Origin of the sequence: Pseudomonas kurunegalensis, from assembly GCF_030291635.1 — a bacterium.
Classification (GTDB): Bacteria; Pseudomonadota; Gammaproteobacteria; order Pseudomonadales; family Pseudomonadaceae; genus Aquipseudomonas; species Aquipseudomonas monteilii.
The window spans coordinates 2,361,618-2,381,361 of sequence record NZ_CP127871.1; the positions used below are offsets into that span (position 1 = coordinate 2,361,618).

Sequence of the window (19,744 nt, forward strand, 5' to 3'; positions counted from 1 at the left end):
TGTTATCGGCATACGACATTGCGCAAACCTGGCAATGGCGTCTGCCAAAAACGACCACCCACACATTCGGGGTATGTTCCCCCTCGGCAAATCCCCCGATAGTGAACCCATCGGCTCGATCCGGAGCATTCACACGATGGAGTTGCCATGCGCAAGGTACTGAAGGTGATGGGTGGTCTGCTGCTGGTGTCTGGCGCAAGCCTCGCCCAGGCGGCAGAGGTGGACAGCGGTAACACGCTGCGGCTGTACAACTGGACCGACTACATCGGCGAAACCACCCTGGCCGACTTCGAGAAGGCCACCGGCATCAAGGTCATCTACGACACCTTCGACGGCTACGAAACGGTACAGACCAAACTGCTCACCGGCCGCTCCGGCTACGACCTGGTCATGCTCAACGCATCCTTGGTACCCCCGCTGATCAGCGCCGGGGTGTTCCAGGCGCTGGACAAGCAGCAACTGCCCAGCTGGCACAACCTCGACCAGCAAGTGGTTAACAACCTGCAGGGCTACGACCCAGGCCTCAAGTACTCGGCGCCCTACACTTGGGGCAGTTCGGGGGTCACTTATAACGTCGACAAGATCACCGCGCGCATGCCCGACGCCCCCATCGGCTCGCTGGCCATGCTGTTCGACCCCAAGATTGTCTCGCGCTTCGCCGACTGTGGCGTCACCCTGATGGACGCACCCACCGAGGTCATTCCGCTGGCCCTGCAATACCTGGGCAAGGACCCGCGCAGCGCATCCGCGGCCGACCTCAAGGCCGCCGAACAACTGCTGCTTAGCATCCGCCCCTATATTCGCAAGTTCGACTCGGTCAACTACCTCACCAGCCTGCCCAATGGCGATGTCTGTCTGGCACTGACCTGGTCCGGTGACTACGCCACCGCCCAGGCCCGTGCGGTGGAAGCGAAGAAGGACATCAAGCTGTCGTTCTTCATCCCCCAGGAAGGCTCGTTGATCTGGTTCGACAACCTGTACATCCCCAAGGATGCGCCGCACGCGGCCAACGCTCACCGCTTCATCGAGTTTTTGCTGCAGCCGCAGACCATGGCCAAGGTCACCGACTACATCCACTACGCCAACAGCAACGCCGCCGCCACTGCGCTGGTGCGTGACGACATCCGCCAGGACCCGGCCATCTACCCCGATTCATCCACCCGCGAACGCCTGTTCGCGCAGAAAACCCAGAGCCCCAAGGACATGCGCGCCATTACCCGGGTCTGGAGCACGGTCAAGACCGGTTTCTGAACACTGCCCACCGATTCCCGCCAAGGAGCTGCCCATGGCCACCCCAAGCAAAGCATTCGCCATCGCCCACGACCCGCTGGTGGAAGCCGACAAGGCCCACTACATGCACGGCTACCATGTGTTCGACGAGCACCGCGAGCAAGGCGCACTGAACATCGTCGCCGGCGAGGGCGCGTACATTCGCGACACCCACGGCAACCGCTTCCTCGATGCCGTTGGCGGCATGTGGTGCACCAACATCGGCCTGGGCCGCGAGGAGATGGCCCTGGCCATCGCCGACCAGGTGCGCCAACTGGCCTATTCCAACCCGTTCTCCGACATGGCCAACGATGTGGCCATCGAGCTGTGCCAGAAACTTGCGCAGCTGGCCCCCGGCGACCTGAACCATGTGTTCCTCACCACCGGTGGCTCGACCGCTGTCGACACCGCCTACCGGCTGATCCAGTACTACCAGAACTGCCGCGGCAAGCCGCACAAGAAGCACATCATCGCCCGCTACAACGCCTACCACGGCTCCACCACCCTGACCATGTCGATCGGCAACAAGGCCGCCGACCGGGTGCCGGAGTTCGATTATCACCATGACCTGATCCACCACGTCTCCAACCCCAACCCGTACCGCGCGCCGGACGACATGGACGAGGCCGAGTTCCTCGACTTCCTGGTGGCCGAGTTCGAGGACAAGGTACTGTCGTTGGGCGCTGACAACGTGGCAGCGTTCTTCGCCGAGCCGATCATGGGCTCGGGCGGGGTGATCATTCCACCCAAGGGCTATTTCGAACGCATGTGGCAGCTGTGCCAGACCTACGACATCCTGTTCGTCGCCGACGAGGTGGTGACCTCGTTCGGGCGCCTGGGCACCTTCTTCGCCAGCGAGGAACTGTTTGGCGTTACCCCCGACATCATCACCACCGCCAAGGGTCTGACCTCGGCCTACCTGCCGCTGGGCGCGTGCATTTTCTCCGAGCGCATCTGGCAGGTTATTGCCGAGCCGGGCAACGGCCGTTGCTTCACCCATGGTTTCACGTACAGCGGTCACCCGGTGTGCTGCACGGCGGCGCTGAAGAACATCGAGATCATCGAGCGCGAGCAGTTGCTGGAGCACGTCAAAGACGTTGGCAGCTATCTGGAACAACGCCTGCAAAGCCTGCGCGAGTTGCCGCTGGTGGGGGATGTGCGTTGCATGAAGCTGATGGCCTGTGTCGAGTTCGTGGCCGACAAGGCCAGCAAGGCGCTGTTCCCGGATGAGGTGAACATCGGCGAGCGCATCCACAGCAAGGCCCAGGCCAAGGGGCTGCTGGTACGCCCGATCATGCACCTGAACGTGATGTCGCCGCCGTTGATCATCACCCATGCGCAGGTGGATGAAATCGTCGAGACCCTGCGCCAGTGCATTATCGAAACCGCGCGCGAACTCACCGCGCTTGGCCTGTACCGGGGCCGATGAACCTGGCGCAAAGGGCTGTGCGGGGGCGTGCCTGGCAGGCTAGACTGCCGGGCATGACCCAGGCCACCCCCGACACCCCGCTTACCCTCACCATGGGCGCGCTGCAGCAATGGCATGCGGCGTTGCAGCGCGCGCTGGCCAATAGCGAAACGCCTGAGGCGCTGGAGTATGTGGCCGCTGCCATCGGCCAGCTGGTGCAGGTGGAATCGATGATGATCAGCCTGGAGTGCCAGGGGCGGGCGCCGCAGCTTTTATACCAGCAAGGCATTCCCGAACTGCACCGCGCCGCTGTGCTGGAACGCTACTTCAGCGCCGGTTACCTGCTCGACCCGTTCTGCCTGGCCGTGCAAGGCGGCCTGGCCGAAGGCTTTTACCACCTGCAGGAAATCGCCCCCGACAACTTCTTCGACAGCGACTACTACAAGGCCTATTACCTGGCCACCGGTTGCAGCGAAGACAGCTACTACATCGTCGACCTCAGTGCTGGCCGCAAGTTGTCGCTGAGCCTGTTCCAGGGTTGCAGCGGCACGCCCCTGAGTGCCGGGCAGGTCGACCTGCTACGGGCACTGGAGCCTATGGTGCGCGAACTGCTGGGGCGCTATGCCCGAAGCAATCTTGAGCCTGGCACTGCACCGGCCGAGCGCGGCGGCTTGCAGGCGGCATTCGACAGCTTTGGCTGCCAGGTACTGACCGACCGTGAGCGCGAGGTGGCACACATGATCCTGCGCGGGCACTCGGTCAAGTCCACCGCGCTGGAGCTGGGTATCTCGCCTGAGACGGTGCGCATGCACCGCAAGAACTTGTACCTGAAGCTTGAGATCAACTCGCAGTCCGAGTTGTTTGCGCGGTTTATTGACTGGTTGCGCAGCGATCACCTCGAAAATTAGAGCCTGATCTCGGTCAGTCTAGGTTGCAGGGGGCTGCTGCGCAGCCCATCGCCGGCAAGCCAGCTCCCACCCCGACCGCATCACATTCAAGCCATGCGCCCTACCTGTGGGAGCTGGCTTGCCGGCGATAGGGCCGGTAGCCCTATCACAAAGTGGCCAGCCGGGCCTCCAGCGCGGCAATGTGCGCCTGCAGCCGCTCATGCTCCTGGCGCTCGGCGCTGATGTCTTCGAACACGCTGATCAGGTGCTCCGGCTCGCCATTGGCATGGCGCTGCAACGAGGTGCGGGCGCGCACCCAGATGTACTCGCCGTTTTTGTGGCGCACGCGTTTTTCTACCTCGTAACGCTCGGTTTCACCGGCCAGCATGCGCTGTAACAGCTGCAGGTTCTGCGCCAGGTCGTCAGCGTGGGTGATCTGCTGGAAGGTCATGCCGTAGAGTTCTTCGGCGCGGTAGCCCAGCAGCTCGCACAGGCTGTTGTTGACCCGCTGCCAGGTGCCGTCCGGGTCGATGTAGGCGAGGGCGCCCCAGGCCAGCTCGAAGATCGCCCGGAAGCGTTCCTCGCTTTGGCTCAGCGCCTGTTGGGCCACCTGACGTTCGGTGTTGTCCATGCTGATACCGACCATTTTCACCGAGCGTCCGGCGCTGTCGCGTACCACCGTGGCGCGGGAGGAAATCCAGCGTACTTCGCCATCGGGGCGGGTGATGCGGAAGTCGCACTCACAACCCGTGCCTTCGGCTACCGCCTCGGCGTACATCGCCTGCATGCGCTGCACGTCTTCGTCGGGCAGGTGCTTCCAGAAGTCTTCGTTGTGGTGCACCGGCCAGCCGTACACCTGCTCGACGTTAGGCGAGTAGGTGACTTCGTCGCTGATCAGGTTCCACTCCCAGGTGACGATGCGCGCGCCTTCCTGGGCCAGCTTCATGCGCGTTTCGCTTTCCATGATCTCGGCGGTCAGGCGCCGGCGCAGGTCGGTCATCGGCAGCTCGACCACCTGCGGTTGCTGGATGTTCTGCAGGGCTTCGTCGCCATAGCGCAACCAGATCCAGTTGACCTTGAGAAAGTCGGCCAGCTTGCGCAGGTTGTCGTAGTCGATCTCGCCGCCACGGGTCCACTTGTGCACCGCGGTGCGCGAAATGCCCAAGGCCGTGCCCACGGCTTGCAGGGTCAGCTTGTGATGCTCAAGCAGTTCCTTGAGGCGGAAGGCGAAGCTGTTTTCCAACATCGGCAGGGTGTCCTGATCTGGGCCAAGAGCCTGCCAGTATACGCAAGCCGTCAACTTTTGGTTGACGGCCTTTGCAGCGGGTCACTTACAGATCCAGCACCAGCCGCGCTGTACGGGCGCGCGAGACGCACAGCATGATGCTCTGCTGGGCAGCCTTCTCCTCGTCGCTCAGGTACTGGTCATAATGCTCGGCCTCGCCCTCCAGAATGGCCGTCTCGCACGTACCGCACACGCCTTCGCGGCACAGGCACTCGACCTTGGCGGCCTTGGACTTTTCAATGGCCTGCAGAATGGTCATGCCTTCTTCCACCTGCAACTCCACGCCCGACTGCGCCAGCACCACGGTAAAGGCGCTGCCGGTGACGGGGGTGGCGGCAAACTGTTCCCAATGCACGCGGCGCTCGGCAATGCCGGCCTGGGCAGCACAAGCGATGACCGCGTCGATCAGCGGTTTGGGGCCGCACACGTACAGGTGCGCTTGCTCGTCCAGCCCTGCGCACAAGGCGGCGAGGTCGAGCTTGCGGTCGAGGCTGTCGATGTAGAAACGGGTATTGGCCGCGTGCGGGCCACTGGCCAGTTGCTCCTGAAACGCGCCGTGCTCCGGTGCGCGGAAGGCATAGTGCAGCTCGTAGTCGGTGCTGCCACCTTCCAGCTCATGCAGTTGCGCCAGGAACGGGGTAATGCCGATACCGCCGGCAATCAGCACATGGCGGCCAGCGGAAGGGTCCAGGGCAAACAGGTTGTTGGGTGACGAAATGGTCAGGCGGGTGCCGACTTCCACCTGCTGGTGCATGAACGCGGAGCCACCCTTGGACTGCTCTTCCAGGCGCACGCCAATCTGGTAGCTGCGGGTATCGCGCGGGTCGCTCATCAGCGAGTAGGCGTTGCTGAACTGGCTGCCATCGGCGCCCTGCATCTGCACGATGACATGGCTGCCGCCGGTGAAGGCGGGCATCGCCGCGCCGTCTTCGCGGGCCAGGGTAAAGCGCTTGATCAGTGGCGTGGCGTGTTCCACGTCGGTTACGCGGACGCTGAACATTTCATAAGAGTTGGCCATGGTTCACCTCGACTGCCTGGGTGCGCGGCAGGCCCTGCCGCGCACCTTTACGTGCAAATAAACGTGGAGCGGTTGCCATCAATCGTCGAGGTGGGCCACTGCGATCAGGTTGTGGAAGTGGGCAATGCCGTGTTCGCTCATGCCGCTGCGCTCGCGGTCGGCCATGATGCGGCCTTGGCCACGGTAGCCACGCGATTTCAGGCCCTTCTGTACGCTTTCGACCAGGCGCAGGTCTTCTGGGCGGAACACTTCGCGGTACCAGTCGATCAGCTTCTGCTGCTCTTCAGTGATGTCCTTGTTGAGGAAGTAGATGTCGTAGTGCTGCAGGGTGGTTTCGGCATCGACCGGGAACTCGTAGATCACGGTCATGAAGTTGGCCCCTGGCGGCACGTTGAACATGGTGCACGGCCAGGCCCAGAAGCCGGCGAACGACGGGTCTTTCACGTTTTCGTCGAACTTGAACGACTGCTCCGAAGGTTTGGCCAGGCCGTACTGCAGGGTCCAGTTGCCGTGCAGGCTGTGGCTGTACTGGCCAACGTCCACCGAGTCGGAGAAGCCTGGGTGAGCAGGGGCGCAGTGGTAGCACTCCAGGTAGTTGTCGACGATCGACTTCCAGTTGGCCGGGGTGTCGCTGACGAAACGCGCCGCCAGGTGCAGGTCGTCGATTACCGCGCAGGCTTCACGCATGCGGGCTTGCATACCTGGCAGCTGGTCTTCGACGGAGCCGGCGTCCATGTCCATGTTGATGAAGATGAACCCTGCGTATTCCTCTACGCGCAGCTGCACCAGGGTGGAATTTTCCTTGTCGAAGTTGACCACGTTGTCGCAGTTGCGGGCGTGGGCCAGTTCGCCGTCGAGCTTGAAGGTCCAGGCGTGGTACGGGCAGGTGATGACGTTCTTGGCCTTGCCGCTGCCGCTGAGCAGCTGGTGGCCACGGTGCGGGCAGACGTTGTAGAACGCACGCAGCACGCTGTCACGGCCGCGCACGACAATGATGCTTTCGCCAATCACTTCGCGGGTGATGTAGGCGTTGTTGTCTGCCACTTCGCTGCGGTGGCCCACGCAGATCCAGCTGCGGGCGAAGATGGCTTCTTTCTCGTGCTCGAACACGGCGGCCTGGGTGTAGAAGTTGGCCGGGATGGTGAAGGCCTCGTCGGCATTCGCGCAGAAATCGGCGGGCAGGCGTTTGAAGTCGTTCATGACAGGTATCTCACAAGCTCGGTTTATAGTTGTTGGTTAACGCGTATCTGTTGGTTAACAGATCAGGCAAAAAAATTTGCAGTCTTGCAAAGGGGCTGTGGCACAGCCCCGATGATTCAATCAATGCACGGCAGCAGCGCTGCGTGGGGCATGTTCGGTGGGCGCTTCACCGGCCATGCGTGCAGCCTCTTCTTCGATGACGTGGGCCGATACCTGGCCGTAGTCAGCGATCATCCATTTGAAGAAGCCGTAGATCTTCACCAGCAGAATCACCATGAACGGGATCGCGGTCAGCACCACGGCCGTCTTCATGGTCGACAACGACGCCTTGGCGAACAGCATGGCCAGCGGCACCAGGGTCAGCACCACGCACCAGAACAGGCGGTGGGTTGGCGTCGGGTCGTCGCCTTCACGCAGGTTGCGGGTGCTGGTGGCGGCCACCGCGTAGGCTGCAGCATCCATGTGCGAAGCACAGAAGATGGCCATGATGAACAGGTATACACCGAGGAACACCTGGCCCCACGGCAATGCCAGCAGCAAGTGCGTCACGGCCGATTCGCCGCCTTGTTCGGCGAGCATTTTCGGCACATCCACCGCGCCGGTGATGAACTGGTGCATGCTGTAGCTTTCCAGCGCGCCGAAGAAGAACCAGCAACCGAAGCTGCCACCCAGCAGCAGGGCCAGTACCACTTCCTTGATCTGCCGGCCACGCGAAACGCGGGTGACGAACATGGCCACGCCTGGTGCGTACGACACCCACCACAGCCAGTAGAACACCGTCCAGTTGCGGGTGAAGGCGCCGTCGCCGGCCGGGTCGGTGAACAGGCTCATGTGCACGTAGTTCTGGATCATCAGGCCAATCGAGTTGGCGGTGTTGTTGATGGTGAACTGGGTCGGGCCGACCAGCAGGATCACGGCAGCAAACACCAGCGCGCCGATGCACACCATCTTGCTCAGGCGCTGCAGGCCGCCATCGATGCCGATGTACGAGCTGAGCGAGAACATCACCGCCACGCCACCGATCACCATCAGTTGCACGGTGAAGGTGTCCGGGGTGCCGGTCAGGTCATGCAGGCCACGGGTGAGGGTGGAAGCGGTCAGGGCCAGCGACACGGTCAGTGCGCCATCATGGTCAGCAGGAAGATCAGGTCGACGCTGCGGCCCACCGGGCCGGTGGCCTTGAAGCCGGTCACCGCTTCGACGATCGAGGCCAGGTTCAGGCCGCTCTTCTTGCGTACATGGAAGTGATAAGCCATGGCCAGCGAAGCCAGGGCGTAGATCGACCAGGCGCTGATACCCCAGTGGAAGAACGAGTAGCCGACGCTGTATTCCAGCGCCTTCGGGGTGGCGGCGGCGATGTTCAGGCCAGGGGTCTGGTAGTAGTAGGCCCACTCCATCACACCCCAGTAGAGGGTAGAAGAACCCATACCGGCGCAGATGAACATGAACACCCAGGTGGCGGTGGCATATTCCGGCTTGCCACTGCCCAGGCGGATGTTGCCGTACTTGCTGAAGGCCAGGTACAGCACGGCCAGGGTACTGGCGAACACCAGCACCTGCACACTGGTACCGAAGGTGCGGGTGGACAGCTCGAACAACTGGTTGGCGGCGCTTTCAGCCTGGGCGGGGAAGGCTGCAAGGCCAATCACGGTGAGCAGTACGGCAATCAGGCTCACGGTAATCAGGAACACATCAATCTTTTTATTCTTGTGCGACATCATCGTCTCCTGGACGTTGGCGTACTTGTTATACCCGGCAGGCATCCGGGGTGTTGCGGTGCTGCTCCTTCCTTGGTTGTTAACCTTTAGTTTACTAGAATCTAATGGTTAACAGATTTTGCATACAATCCACGCCGCTCGCAAGAGGCAAGGGGCCGATTGTCAGACAGTTCTGACAATCGGCCCCTGTGCATCAGGCTTCGACCAGCGCAGTGATGGCCTGGCCCACCTGCTGGGTGGACTGCTGCCCGCCCATGTCGCGGGTCACCTCGCCGGCGGCGATGACCTGCTCGATGGCCTTGAGGATGTCGTCGTGGGCGGCGCGGTAACGTGGGTCGGCGCCGTCGTTGCCGAGGAAGTCGAGCATCAGCGCACCCGACCAGATCATCGCGATCGGGTTGGCGATGTTCTTGCCGTAGATGTCTGGCGCCGAACCGTGTACCGGTTCGAACAGCGACGGGAACTTGCGCTCGGGGTTGAGGTTGGCCGACGGTGCGATGCCGATGGTGCCAGCGCAGGCCGGGCCGAGGTCGGACAGGATGTCGCCGAACAGGTTCGAGGCTACGACCACATCGAAGCGGTCGGGCTGCAGCACGAAGCGGGCGCAGAGGATATCAATGTGCTGTTTGTCCCAGCTGATTTCCGGATAATTGGCAGCCATGGCTGCGGTGCGCTCGTCCCAGTACGGCATGCTTACGGCCATGCCGTTGGACTTGGTGGCCGAGGTGACGTGCTTGCGCTCGCGGGTCTGGGCCACGTCGAAGGCATACTTGAGGATGCGGTCGACACCGCGGCGGGTGAACACCGACTCCTGCAGCACGAACTCGTTGTCGGTGCCTTCGAACATGCGGCCACCCAGGGACGAGTATTCGCCTTCAGTGTTTTCGCGGATGACCACGAAGTCGATGTCACCTGGCTCTCGACCAGCCAGCGGGCACGGCACGCCCGGGAACAGGCGCACCGGGCGAATGTTCACGTACTGGTCGAAATCGCGGCGGAACTTGAGCAGCGAACCCCACAGCGAAATGTGGTCCGGCACCTTGTCTGGCCAGCCCACTGCACCGAAGTACAGGGCGTCGAAGTCCTTGAGCTGTTCGAACCAGTCGTCCGGCATCATCTTGCCGTGGGCCAGGTAGTAATCGCAGCTGGCCCACTCGAAGAACTCGAAGCTGATGTCCAGGCCGTGCTTGCGCGCAGCGGCCTCGACCACGCGAATGCCTTCTGGCAGTACTTCGTTGCCGATGCCGTCGCCAGGGATTGCCGCGATTCTGAAGGTCTTGCTCATGGGGTGCACTCGTTGTCTAGGGAACAGGTGCTGGCCATGCTATAAGGGCTTGGCCTGGAGATAATCTGGCCAATCATGGATTCTTGGAACACGCTACGTGAATAATCTGCCCAGCCTCGACGACCTCAATATCTTCCTGCAAGTGGCCAAGCGCGCCAGCTTCGCGGCCGTGGCCGACGAGCTGGGCATGTCGGCGGCATACATCAGCAAACGCATTCGCATGCTCGAGCAAACCCTGGAGGTGCGGCTGCTGCACCGCACCACACGGCGGGTAACGGTGAGCGAGGAGGGCGAGCGGGTGTATCAATGGGCGTTGCAAATTTTCGACGCGGTACAGCGCATGGGCGATGACATCAGCGCCCAGCACCGCGAACCGGCCGGCCAGCTGCGCATTGCCAGCAGTCTGGGGCTGGGCCGGCGCTTCGTGGCGCCGGCCTTGTCGGAGCTGGCCGAACGCTACCCGCGACTGGACATTCGCCTGGACGTGCACGACCGCCTGGTGGACCTGATTGCGGAGGGCGTGGACCTGGACATCCGCGTGGGTAATGCCATTGCCCCCAACCTGATTGCCAAGCCGCTGGCGCGTAACCGCCGGGTGCTGTGCGCCGCGCCGGCCTACCTGGCGCGGCGCGGTACGCCCAAGGTGCTGGGCGACCTGGCCAGCCATGATTGCCTGGTGATCAAGGAGCGCGATCACCCGTTTGGTGTGTGGCAACTAATGGGGCCTAACGGCGAAGAAAGCGTGCGGGTGACCGGCGGCCTGTCGACCAACCATGGTGAAGTGGCGCACCAGTGGTGCCTGGATGGGCGCGGGATATTGCTGCGTTCGTGGTGGGATGTGCACGACAGCCTGCAGGACGGGCGGCTGGTGCAGGTGCTGGAGGACTATCACCAGCCGGCGGATATCTGGGCGGTGTATACCTCGCCGCTGGCCAGTTCGGCCAAGGTGCGGGTGGCGGTGGACTTTTTCCGGCAGTACTTTGCCGAGCGTTACAGCTTACCGGAGTAAAATCTGGCCCTGGCGTGCGCTCCTACAAAAATCAAAAGCGGAGCGCGGTGGCCTTCAGGTCACAGGTATCCGGGAAACCGCCTTCACTTCCCGTAACGCCAAACTCGACTGGATCGAGGCAATCCCCGGCTGCCTGCGCAACACCTCTTCCACAAACCGCCCATAGCTCTCCAGATCAGTCGCCAGCACTGTCAGCACATAGTCAGCCTCGCCGGTCACCTTGTGGCACGACAACACCTGCGGCAGCTTCCGAATCACCTGCTCGAACTCATCCGGCGCTTCGGCCGAGTGGTTACCAAAACGCACCTGGGCAAACGCCATCACGTCGTAGCCCAGCTTCCGGCGGTCGAGGTTGGCCTGGTAGTCCTTGATGATGCCCAGTTCTTCCAGCCGTTTGCGTCGGCGCCAGCAAGGCGTCACGGTCATCGACAGGCGCTCGCCCAGCGCAGCACTCGACAGGGTGCCGTCTTCCTGCAAAAGACGCAGCAGCTCGCGGTCGGTGTCGTCCAGTTGTTCAATGGCAAAAGCTTTGCTCATAACAGGCTTTCTCTGTGAATACTTTGCTCAATCATCGGGTGCAAATGAGCATAAAGCAAAGCATTTTCAGCGCGCTCTCGCGAAAATTGGTTATCCGGTAACCCCTTGAAAAAGGACATTCGCGTGCTGACAGTCTTTAGCAATAACCACCGCTTGCACCATGGCTCGGAACTCAAGGATGGCGCCATCACGCCATCGTTCGAAAACCCCCGGCGCGCCGACACCGTGCTGGCCCGGGTGCACAGCACCGGCCTGGGCGATGTGATTGCCGAGCAATCCTTCGACCGCGCCTGCTATGTGGCGGCGCACAGCGAGCGCTACGTCACCTTCCTGGAAACCGCCTGGTCGGAGTGGGCCGCCACTGGCAAGACCCACGATGCACTGCCGCTGGTATGGCCGGTGCGTGACCTGGCCATCGACCGCGAACCCGGCTTCATCGACGGCAAGCTGGGTTTCTATGCCATGGACGCCGGTGCGCCGATCACGGCCGGCACCTGGGAGGCCGTGCGCAGCAGCGCCAACGTTGCGCTCACCGGTATGCAGCGCATCATCGACGGCGCCAACAGTGCCTTCGCCCTGTGCCGCCCGCCGGGGCATCACGCCGCCCGCGAATACATGGGCGGCTACTGCTACCTGAACAACGCCGCCATCGCCGCCGAACGCTGCCTGAGCCAGGGCGCCAAGCGCGTTGCCGTGCTGGATGTGGACTTCCACCACGGCAACGGCACACAGAACATCTTCTACGACCGCCCTGACGTGTTCTTCGCCTCCCTGCATGGCGACCCGCATGTGTCCTACCCGTATTTCTCCGGCTATGCCCATGAGCAGGGCGCAGGTGCGGGCGAGGGGTTCAACGCCAACTACCCGATGGGTAAAGGCACGCGTTGGGCGCAGTACCAGCCAGCCCTGCAGGACGCGCTCAAGCGCATCGTCGCGCACAAGCCCGAATTCCTGGTGGTGTCGCTTGGCGTGGACACGTTCGAGGATGACCCGATCAGCCACTTCAAGCTCACCAGCGAAGACTTCCTGCGCATGGGCGCCGAGATCGCCAGTGCCGGCATCCCGACCCTGTTCGTGATGGAAGGCGGCTACATGGTCGACGAAATCGGCATCAATGCGGTGAACACCCTGCAAGGGTTCGAAAGCGCGCGCTGACCGGCACAACACCCCGTGGCCAGGCCCCGTGCAGGCCTGGCACGGCGTAGCACAACCTGCAGACCAACAATAACAAGAGGTCGCCATGCAAGACATGCCCGCAAGCCTTGAGCAAAGCAAACCGGTAACGCCCGACCGTGACGGGCACCTGCAACGCACACTGGAAAACCGCCACATCCAGCTGATTTCCATCGGCGGCGCCATCGGCACCGGCCTGTTCATGGGCTCGGGCAAGGTGATCGCGCTGTCCGGTACCTCGATCCTGCTGGTGTACGCCATTCTCGGATTCTTCGTGTTCCTCGTCATGCGCGCCATGGGCGAGTTGCTGTTGTCCGACCTGCGCTTCAAGTCGTTTGCCGATATCGTCGCCCATTACCTGGGCCCGCGCGCCGGCTTCGTGCTGAGCTGGTCGTACTGGCTGAGCTGGAGTGTGGCGGTCGTGGGGGATGTGGTCGTGGTGGCCGGGTTCTTCCAGTACTGGTACCCGGACACGCCAGCCTGGGTGCCGGCGTTCTTCACCCTGTTCGTGTTGCTGGGGCTGAACATGCTGGCGGTACGTATATTTGGTGAGGTGGAGTTCTGGTTCGGCATCATCAAGATCGTCGCCATCGTGCTACTCATCATCACGGCGGCGGTGATGATCGCCACGTCCTATACCTCGCCCAATGGCGTGGTGGCCTCGCTGTCCAACGTGGTCGCGCCGGGCGCCGTGTTGCCCCATGGCATCAGCGGTTTCTTCGCCGGGTTCCAGATTGCCGTGTTCTCGTTTGCCGGTACCGAGCTGATCGGCACCACGGCGGCAGAAGCGAAAAACCCGCAGCGCTCGCTGCCCAGGGCGATCAACACCATCCCGTTGCGCATCCTGCTGTTCTACATCCTGGCGCTGATGTGCATCATCAGCGTGGTGTCGTGGGCAGAAGTGCCGGCCAACCGCAGCCCCTTCGTCGAACTGTTCCTGCTGGCGGGCTTCCCGGCGGCGGCAGGCATGATCAACTTCGTGGTGCTGACGTCGGCAGCGTCCTCGGCAAACAGTGGGGTCTATTCGGGGTGCCGGATGCTGTTCGGCCTGGCCGAGCGGCGTAACGCGCCGGCCGTGTTCGCCAGGCTTTCGGCACTCAGTGTGCCGGTATACAGCCTGGTGTTTTCCGGGGTGTGCATGGTGATCGGGCTGAGCCTGCTGTTCATCATTCCCGAGGTGATGACGGTGTTTACGCTGATCTCGACGGTGTCGGCGATTCTGGTGATTTTCACCTGGTCGATGATCCTTGCTGCGTACCTTGCCTACCGCAAGCGCAACCCGGCCGCGCACCAGGCTTCGCAGTTCAAGCTGCCGGGCGGGGTGCCGATGGCGGTCACCAGCATGGCTTTTCTCGCCTTTGTGTTGGTACTGCTCGCGCTGCAGCCGGATACCCGGCTGGCGCTGTGCGTGATGCCGTTGTGGTTCGTGTTCTTGCTGGTGGCCTACCGCCGCCGAGGTGAGCCAGGTTAGCGGGACGTAAAGGTGGGGCCGCAAAGCGGCCCCCGAATCACAAGACCACGTATACCTCCCGGTATATGGACAGCCCGCCACCCGCCGCATAGCTTAACCCCTCGACGGGGCGCGCCTTGCACACGCCATAACAACAACGATGCCCCGTGACCTTTCAGTCCTGCCAACCCGACAACTCTAAAAATGAGGCGGCAAATGGAAAGCATCGGCACCTATGTCATCTACGTCATCATGGTGTGCGCGGTATTGGGTGCGGTGGCATCCATTTATAATCCCGAGGGCGAGTTGGGCCAGGAGTTCATCGCCGGCCTGCACAGCATCGGCCCCATCTTTATCCCGGTAGCGGGCATCATGGCGGCGATCCCCTATATCTCGGCGGGCATCAGCCATGTGATCGCGCCGCTGTTCCTGGCCATCGGTGCCGACCCCGGCATTGCCGGCCCCATCTTCATCGCCTCGGACATGGGCGGCTACCAGCTGGCCAAGGCCCTGGCGCAAAGCCCTGAAGGCTGGATCCTGGGCCTGATTACCGGCTTTCAGTGCGGCGCCACGATCATCTTCGTCATCCCGGTGGGGCTGGCCATGCTGCGCAAGGTCGACCACAAGTACATGGCCCTGGGGATCATGGCCGGGCTGCTGACCATCCCGCTGAGCATCATGATCATCGCCATGGCCATGCAGGCCTTGGGCCTGAGCGTGCGCCCCGACATCGCCACCACTGGCGCCGCCACCCAGGCGCTGCACTTCACCTGGGCGATGCTGCTGCGCAACCTGATGCCGCTGATTCTGTTCTGTATCGCCCTGGCGGCGGCGTTGCGCTATTTCCCGACGCTGATGGTGTACCTGTTCCTCAAGCTCGGCCAGTTCATGTACATCGCCGTGGTGCTGGTGCTGGTGGCGTCCATCGTGCAGTACTTCACCGGCCTGTTCAGCCACCTGTTCGGCAGTTGGGGGTTCGCGCCAATCATTGCCGACGCCGACGACCAGTTCCGTGCCCTGGAAATAGCCGGCTACATCGGCCTGATGCTGTGCGGTGCGTTCCCCATGGTGCACCTGCTCAAGCGCTTCCTGGCGCGACCGATCGAGCGGGTGGCCTCGCGCTTTGGCATGTCCGGTGTCGGTGCGGCCGGGGTGCTGGCGGCCTCGGCCAATATCCTGGCCATGTTCCGGCTGGTCAGCGAAATGCCGCCCAAGGACAAGGTGCTGGTGATCGCCTTTTCGGTGTGCGCCGCTTTCACCTTTGGCGACCACATGGCCTTCTCGGCCAACTTCCAACCCTCGCTGATACTGCCGCTGATGATCGGCAAGCTCAGTGGTGGCCTGATCGCCATGCTGCTGGCCAGTTGGCTGGCGGTGCCCAAGGCGCAGGAGATGGGGCGCCAGGATGATGCCGCCGGTGCGTTCAAGGTAGCGGCCGAGCCGTCCTGAGCCAGAAACGTCATGCACATGATCCGGAGCGTCCAGGGCGCTCCGGATTTTGTGCTTTTTGCCAATCAAGCCGGTAAGGTCGCACAGGCCTTCCGTGCACGAGAGCGTGGTGAACAATGACAAAAGATGAGGCGAAGGGGCTGGCGGCGGCAATCGAGGCGATTGGCAGCGAGCAACTGGGGCTGGCGCTGGATACGTGGCTGCGGGGCACGCTGGCGTTCGACATGAGTTGCGCTTACCTGTTCCAGTTCAACCAGCCTGCGCTGCTGGTGCATAACGGCTACAACCATTCGGTAACCGAGCGGACCCTGAATGCCTACGTGCGAGGCGGTTACCTGCTCGATCCTTTCTACGTTGCCTGTGCCAACGAGCATCCGGCCGGGGTGTGGCGCATGAGCGAGCTGGCGCCTGACTGCTTCTTCTCTTCGGGCTTTGCCATCTCCAAAGACATCCACCCCTGCGTGTCGTCCGACTACGGCACGGCGGTGGAGGAGGTGGGCTTCATCATTCCCTTGCAGCCGCAGGTAGCCATTGTGTACTCGTTGATGCGCAATCACAGCAGTGGCGATTTCAGCGCTGAGGAAATGGATCTGCTGGCGGGCATGGCCCCATTGCTGGCTTCGGTGTTCGGCCAACATTGCCGGTTACGCTATGCCGATTGCCTGCGCGCGACGCCAGAGGGGGCGGTGCTGGAGGATGCGTTTGTCGAGATCCTGCAAGGGCAGTTGACCGAGACCCAGCGCTTGATCGCCAAGTTGCTGCTGCAGGGGCACAGCAATGCGTCGATTGCACGGCAGCTGAGTATTTCCGATGGGACGGTGAAGGTGCACAAGCACAACATCTACCAGCGTCTGGAGATTTCCACCAACGCCGAGTTGTTCCGCCTGTTCATCGACTACCTGGCCAAGGCCTGATAAAGAAAGGGGCCGCAAAGCGGCCCCAGTATGTGAAAGCAGCAGGTTACTTGAACAGCGGGCTCAGGTGCTCGCTGAGGTAGATGCCCTGCGGATCCAACTGTCGGCGCAAATTACGGAAGGCCTCAGCCCGCGGGTAGATGGCACTCACATCCTCACCGGTCAGGAAGTGCAGCTTGCCCCAGTGCGGCCTGGCGCCATACGAACGCAGAATCTGATCCACCGCCCGCAGGTAGTCCCAGTAATCGGTACCCGGTTGGCCAGACACCGAAATGGTCACGCTGTCCTGCTCGAAGAACGGGCTCATCCATGCGCCGTCTCCGGCCGTGAAACGGTACTCGATGGGGTAGATGGCCTCGGGGAAGTCTTCCAGCATCAGCTTGCGCACTGCCCGCAGCGCTTCCTTGCTGTGTCGCAGCGGCACGGCGTATTCCAGCTCGTGGAAGTTGGGCAGGTACTCGATCGGGTACACATCCGAGCTGTACGCCACTTTCTCGAATTCGCTCTCCCAGGCCGGGCGGTCGGTAATGTCCATGACCTTGACTTCGCACACGTCGGTAGTGCGCCCGGTGGTGGAGGTGGCGGCAGTATCGGGCAGGCAATAGCAGTGGCGGCTTTGTTCGTAGGGGCACCAGAAGAAGCTGAAGTGGCGGTGCGTGCGCGCCAGCTCATCGTGCTTTTCCATCACGCTTTCGAAGTCTTCGCGCCAGATGCGCTCGTGCAGGTTGAAGCTGTCGGTCACCTGCAGGGTGAGTTCCGAAACGATGCCCAGCACCCCGAGAGAAACCCGGCCAGCCTGCAACAAATCGGGGGTGCTTTCGTCCACCACCAGGATTTCGCCATTGGGCTGCACCAGCTTCATGCCAACGATGGACGACGCCAGGTTGCCCAAGGTAAGGCCGGTGCCGTGGGTGCCGGTGGTCAGGGCGCCGGCAATCGACTGGCTGTCGATGTCGCCCTGGTTGACCATCGACAAGCCCGCTGCACGCAATGCCTTGCCGAAGGCATTGATGGTGGTGCCGGCGGCAGCGGTGACGCGCTTTTTCTCAGGGTCGATGTGGCGTACGCCACTCATGTTGGCCAGGCTCAGGTGCAGGCCATTGGTCAGCGCCACCGGGGTAAAGGAATGTCCGGAACCGGCCACGCGCACACTCATGCCATTGCTGCTGGCCTGGTTCACCATCGAACACAGTTCGTCTTCACTGGCTGGCGCCCCGCGTGCTGCACGGATGCAGGACTGGTTGCCGGCCCAGTTGCGCCAATGCGCGTGTTCCAGGCCAAATTCGTTGATGTGCATGTTGTTGGAAGAGGTGGTCACGTTGGTCTCTCCTGCTTGTTGTTCTTCTGCTCAGATGGCCGTGTAGCCGTTGTCGGCAAACAGGTGTGCGCCGTTGACGAAACTGGCGTCGTCACTGGCCAGGAACAAGGCTGCGCTGGCCACTTCCGAAGGCTCACACAAGCGCCCCTGGGCGGCCGCAATGGCTTCTGCGCTCACATCCACGCCATGCTGGCGCAGCATGTCGATCTCGCGAAGGCCGTGGGCGGTGGCGATAAAGCCTGGGCAAATGGCGTTGGCGCGGATGCCCCGGTCACGGAACTCCACGGCGATGGCCCGGGCGAACATATGGGTGGCGCCCTTGCTGGTGCAATACAGCACCTCCATGGGTGTGCCCACCACGGCCGAGATGGAGGAGGTGCAGACGATGCTGCCGCCACCGGCGGCCAGCATGCCCGGCAGGACGGCGCGGGTGACCAGGAACATGCTTTTCACGTTCACCGCCATCACCCGGTCCCACTCTTCTTCGCTGGTGTCCAGGAAGGGCAGGGCGGCGAGGATGCCGGCGTGGTTCATCAACACGGTAATGTGCCCGAAGGCGTGCTCTACAGCCGCCACTGCAGCCTTCACTTGCTGTGCGTCCGACACATCGGCCGCCGCAAAAATGACGTCGTGGCCTGCATCGCGCAGTGCCCGGGCTACCTCGGCGCCCTTGCTGCCTGGCAGGTCGACAATGCCCACCCGGGCCCCTTCCGCTGCAAACAGCTGCGATGCAGCCAGCCCGCAGCCCCCCGCGCCGCCAGTAATCAGCGCTACCTTGCCGTTGAGACGTCCCGCCATGTTCGACTCCCGTTGTTTGTTATTGGTCTGTTCTTGCAGCCCGGGCGTTTCGCGATTCGCGTGGCGGAGCATGAAACAGAACAACGGGAACATCCATATACCGATGGGTATACGGGCGGCGGGCTACTGGTTTTGCCGTTCGATCAACGTCAGGCACCGCTGCACGACCGGGCTTACATCACCCTTGCGGCGGCTGAGGATGATCGGGCTCACCGCGCCGCTATCCAGCAAACCGACATACTCGATATCGGTACGGTGCTGCTGTTGCACCGACGCCGGCACCAGGGTCACCCCCACGCCCACCGCCACCAGGCCGATGGCGGTTTGCAGTTCGTTGGCCCACTGGCTGACGCGGATGCTCATGCCGTGCTGGGCGAATAGCGCCAGTACGTGGTCTGCATAACTGGGCCGGGGGTTGGCCGGGTAGAGGATGAAGGCCTCGCTCGCCAGCTGGGCAAGGCTAAGCGGGCTGCCCGCCAGCGGGTGGCCCTTGGGCAGCACGGCCACCAGCGGGTCTTCGCGCAGTACCTGCTGGTGAATGGCTGCGTCATCGATGCGAATGCGCCCGAAAGCGATGTCGATGCGCCCGCTCTTCAGCGCTTCCACCTGCTGCAGCGTGGTCATCTCGCTCAGGCCCAGTTCCAGCTCGCTGTCCTGGCGCAGCTCGCGGATCAGCTCCGGCAGCACGTTGTACAGGGTCGAGGGGGCAAAGCCGATGCCCAGCCACTGGCGCTGGCCCTGGCCAATGCGCCGGGTGTTGTCGCTGATATTCTGCAATTGCTGCAACACGGTGCAGGTCTGCTCATAGAAGAAACGACCCGCCTCGGTCAGCCGCAGCGGGCGTTCACGCACCACCAGCAGGGTACCGAGCTGGTCCTCCAGTTGGCTGATCTGCCGGCTCAGTGGTGGCTGGGCAATGTGCAGCAGCTCGGCGGCGCGGGTGAAATTGAGGGTTTCGGCCAGGACTTTGAAGTAACGCAGGTGGCGCAGCTCCACAAGACCTCCAGGGTATGGTGGGAGATTCAT

Annotated in this window: 18 protein-coding genes; 8 read left to right on the top strand and 10 right to left on the bottom strand. The window is 62.5% G+C overall.

Annotated elements, in window-relative coordinates; all coding sequences use genetic code 11:
• The first annotated feature begins 147 nt into the window (after window positions 1-147).
• From QQ992_RS10595 to QQ992_RS10605, 3 genes are read left to right on the top strand one after another with little or no spacing between them, the layout of a single operon-like run.
• Window positions 148-1,251, top strand: coding sequence for a polyamine ABC transporter substrate-binding protein (locus tag QQ992_RS10595; RefSeq protein ID WP_286113319.1), 1,104 nt, complete (start codon window positions 148-150; stop codon window positions 1,249-1,251).
• Between the two features lie 34 nt (window positions 1,252-1,285).
• The gene (locus tag QQ992_RS10600) at window positions 1,286-2,698 is read left to right on the top strand and encodes an aminotransferase (RefSeq protein WP_286113320.1); all 1,413 of its coding nucleotides are present in this window, start codon (window positions 1,286-1,288) and stop codon (window positions 2,696-2,698) included.
• A 53-nt stretch (window positions 2,699-2,751) separates the two neighbouring features.
• Complete coding sequence (locus QQ992_RS10605; protein ID WP_286113321.1) at window positions 2,752-3,585, top strand: helix-turn-helix domain-containing protein; 834 nt, start codon at window positions 2,752-2,754, stop codon at window positions 3,583-3,585.
• 145 nt (window positions 3,586-3,730) lie between these two features.
• On the opposite strand, the gene QQ992_RS10610 is transcribed toward QQ992_RS10605, so the two are convergent.
• From QQ992_RS10610 to QQ992_RS10635, 6 genes are all read right to left on the bottom strand, one after another.
• Window positions 3,731-4,810: a PAS domain S-box protein gene (locus QQ992_RS10610; RefSeq protein WP_286113322.1), complete on the bottom strand. Its 1,080-nt coding sequence runs from the start codon at window positions 4,808-4,810 to the stop codon at window positions 3,731-3,733.
• Window positions 4,811-4,895: 85 nt separating this feature from the next.
• Window positions 4,896-5,867, bottom strand: a complete 972-nt coding sequence (locus QQ992_RS10615; protein WP_286113323.1) for a PDR/VanB family oxidoreductase — start codon at window positions 5,865-5,867, stop codon at window positions 4,896-4,898.
• 78 nt (window positions 5,868-5,945) lie between these two features.
• Window positions 5,946-7,067 (bottom strand): aromatic ring-hydroxylating oxygenase subunit alpha, encoded by a 1,122-nt coding sequence (locus tag QQ992_RS10620; RefSeq protein ID WP_105948536.1) that lies wholly within the window; start codon window positions 7,065-7,067, stop codon window positions 5,946-5,948.
• 120 nt (window positions 7,068-7,187) lie between these two features.
• Entirely contained in the window at window positions 7,188-8,180 is a 993-nt protein-coding gene (locus QQ992_RS10625; RefSeq protein WP_286113324.1) for a BCCT family transporter, read from the bottom strand.
• 2 nt (window positions 8,181-8,182) lie between these two features.
• On the bottom strand, window positions 8,183-8,785 hold the full coding sequence (locus QQ992_RS10630) for a BCCT family transporter (RefSeq protein ID WP_286113325.1): 603 nt from the start codon (window positions 8,783-8,785) through the stop codon (window positions 8,183-8,185).
• Between the two features lie 193 nt (window positions 8,786-8,978).
• Window positions 8,979-10,070 (bottom strand): tartrate dehydrogenase, encoded by a 1,092-nt coding sequence (locus QQ992_RS10635; protein WP_119369588.1) that lies wholly within the window; start codon window positions 10,068-10,070, stop codon window positions 8,979-8,981.
• Between the two features lie 97 nt (window positions 10,071-10,167).
• Between QQ992_RS10635 and QQ992_RS10640 the strand changes: the two genes are divergently transcribed.
• Window positions 10,168-11,079, top strand: coding sequence for a LysR substrate-binding domain-containing protein (locus tag QQ992_RS10640; RefSeq protein WP_119369589.1), 912 nt, complete (start codon window positions 10,168-10,170; stop codon window positions 11,077-11,079).
• Window positions 11,080-11,133: 54 nt separating this feature from the next.
• Here QQ992_RS10640 and QQ992_RS10645 read toward each other — a convergent pair whose 3' ends face one another.
• The gene (locus QQ992_RS10645) at window positions 11,134-11,616 is read right to left on the bottom strand and encodes an Lrp/AsnC family transcriptional regulator (RefSeq protein ID WP_119369590.1); all 483 of its coding nucleotides are present in this window, start codon (window positions 11,614-11,616) and stop codon (window positions 11,134-11,136) included.
• Window positions 11,617-11,739: 123 nt separating this feature from the next.
• On the opposite strand from QQ992_RS10645, the gene QQ992_RS10650 reads away from it, so the two are divergent.
• The 4 genes from QQ992_RS10650 (at window position 11,740) to QQ992_RS10665 (ending at window position 16,602) form a co-directional block, all read left to right on the top strand.
• Window positions 11,740-12,771 (top strand): histone deacetylase family protein, encoded by a 1,032-nt coding sequence (locus tag QQ992_RS10650; RefSeq protein WP_286113326.1) that lies wholly within the window; start codon window positions 11,740-11,742, stop codon window positions 12,769-12,771.
• Between the two features lie 85 nt (window positions 12,772-12,856).
• Window positions 12,857-14,260, top strand: a complete 1,404-nt coding sequence (locus QQ992_RS10655; RefSeq protein WP_286113327.1) for an amino acid permease — start codon at window positions 12,857-12,859, stop codon at window positions 14,258-14,260.
• A 195-nt stretch (window positions 14,261-14,455) separates the two neighbouring features.
• Window positions 14,456-15,688 carry an ethanolamine utilization protein EutH gene (gene eutH, locus QQ992_RS10660; RefSeq protein ID WP_060497114.1) on the top strand — a complete coding sequence of 411 codons (1,233 nt, stop codon included), beginning with the start codon at window positions 14,456-14,458 and terminating at the stop codon, window positions 15,686-15,688.
• Window positions 15,689-15,804: 116 nt separating this feature from the next.
• Window positions 15,805-16,602, top strand: a complete 798-nt coding sequence (locus QQ992_RS10665) for a helix-turn-helix domain-containing protein (RefSeq protein WP_286113328.1) — start codon at window positions 15,805-15,807, stop codon at window positions 16,600-16,602.
• Window positions 16,603-16,648: 46 nt separating this feature from the next.
• On the opposite strand, the gene QQ992_RS10670 is transcribed toward QQ992_RS10665, so the two are convergent.
• From QQ992_RS10670 to catR, 3 genes are all read right to left on the bottom strand, one after another.
• Window positions 16,649-17,920 (bottom strand): D-arabinono-1,4-lactone oxidase, encoded by a 1,272-nt coding sequence (locus tag QQ992_RS10670; RefSeq protein ID WP_286113329.1) that lies wholly within the window; start codon window positions 17,918-17,920, stop codon window positions 16,649-16,651.
• A gap of 30 nt (window positions 17,921-17,950) precedes the next feature.
• Entirely contained in the window at window positions 17,951-18,718 is a 768-nt protein-coding gene (locus QQ992_RS10675) for an SDR family NAD(P)-dependent oxidoreductase (RefSeq protein WP_286113330.1), read from the bottom strand.
• A gap of 123 nt (window positions 18,719-18,841) precedes the next feature.
• Window positions 18,842-19,714, bottom strand: a complete 873-nt coding sequence (gene catR / locus QQ992_RS10680) for an HTH-type transcriptional regulator CatR (protein WP_286113331.1) — start codon at window positions 19,712-19,714, stop codon at window positions 18,842-18,844.
• Between the last annotated feature and the right edge of the window lie 30 nt (window positions 19,715-19,744).

What these genes read in the sequence shown, in the direction of transcription:
- QQ992_RS10655 (WP_286113327.1), top strand. Translation starts at nt 12,857, where the DNA reads ATGCAAGACATGCCCGCAAGCCTTGAGCAAAGCAAACCGGTAACGCCC.
- QQ992_RS10610 (WP_286113322.1), bottom strand. Translation starts at nt 4,810, where the DNA reads ATGTTGGAAAACAGCTTCGCCTTCCGCCTCAAGGAACTGCTTGAGCAT.
- QQ992_RS10675 (WP_286113330.1), bottom strand. Translation starts at nt 18,718, where the DNA reads ATGGCGGGACGTCTCAACGGCAAGGTAGCGCTGATTACTGGCGGCGCG.
- QQ992_RS10605 (WP_286113321.1), top strand. Translation starts at nt 2,752, where the DNA reads ATGACCCAGGCCACCCCCGACACCCCGCTTACCCTCACCATGGGCGCG.
- QQ992_RS10620 (WP_105948536.1), bottom strand. Translation starts at nt 7,067, where the DNA reads ATGAACGACTTCAAACGCCTGCCCGCCGATTTCTGCGCGAATGCCGAC.
- QQ992_RS10665 (WP_286113328.1), top strand. Translation starts at nt 15,805, where the DNA reads ATGACAAAAGATGAGGCGAAGGGGCTGGCGGCGGCAATCGAGGCGATT.
- QQ992_RS10635 (WP_119369588.1), bottom strand. Translation starts at nt 10,070, where the DNA reads ATGAGCAAGACCTTCAGAATCGCGGCAATCCCTGGCGACGGCATCGGC.
- QQ992_RS10595 (WP_286113319.1), top strand. Translation starts at nt 148, where the DNA reads ATGCGCAAGGTACTGAAGGTGATGGGTGGTCTGCTGCTGGTGTCTGGC.
- QQ992_RS10630 (WP_286113325.1), bottom strand. Translation starts at nt 8,785, where the DNA reads ATGTCGCACAAGAATAAAAAGATTGATGTGTTCCTGATTACCGTGAGC.
- eutH (WP_060497114.1), top strand. Translation starts at nt 14,456, where the DNA reads ATGGAAAGCATCGGCACCTATGTCATCTACGTCATCATGGTGTGCGCG.
- QQ992_RS10600 (WP_286113320.1), top strand. Translation starts at nt 1,286, where the DNA reads ATGGCCACCCCAAGCAAAGCATTCGCCATCGCCCACGACCCGCTGGTG.
- QQ992_RS10615 (WP_286113323.1), bottom strand. Translation starts at nt 5,867, where the DNA reads ATGGCCAACTCTTATGAAATGTTCAGCGTCCGCGTAACCGACGTGGAA.
- QQ992_RS10645 (WP_119369590.1), bottom strand. Translation starts at nt 11,616, where the DNA reads ATGAGCAAAGCTTTTGCCATTGAACAACTGGACGACACCGACCGCGAG.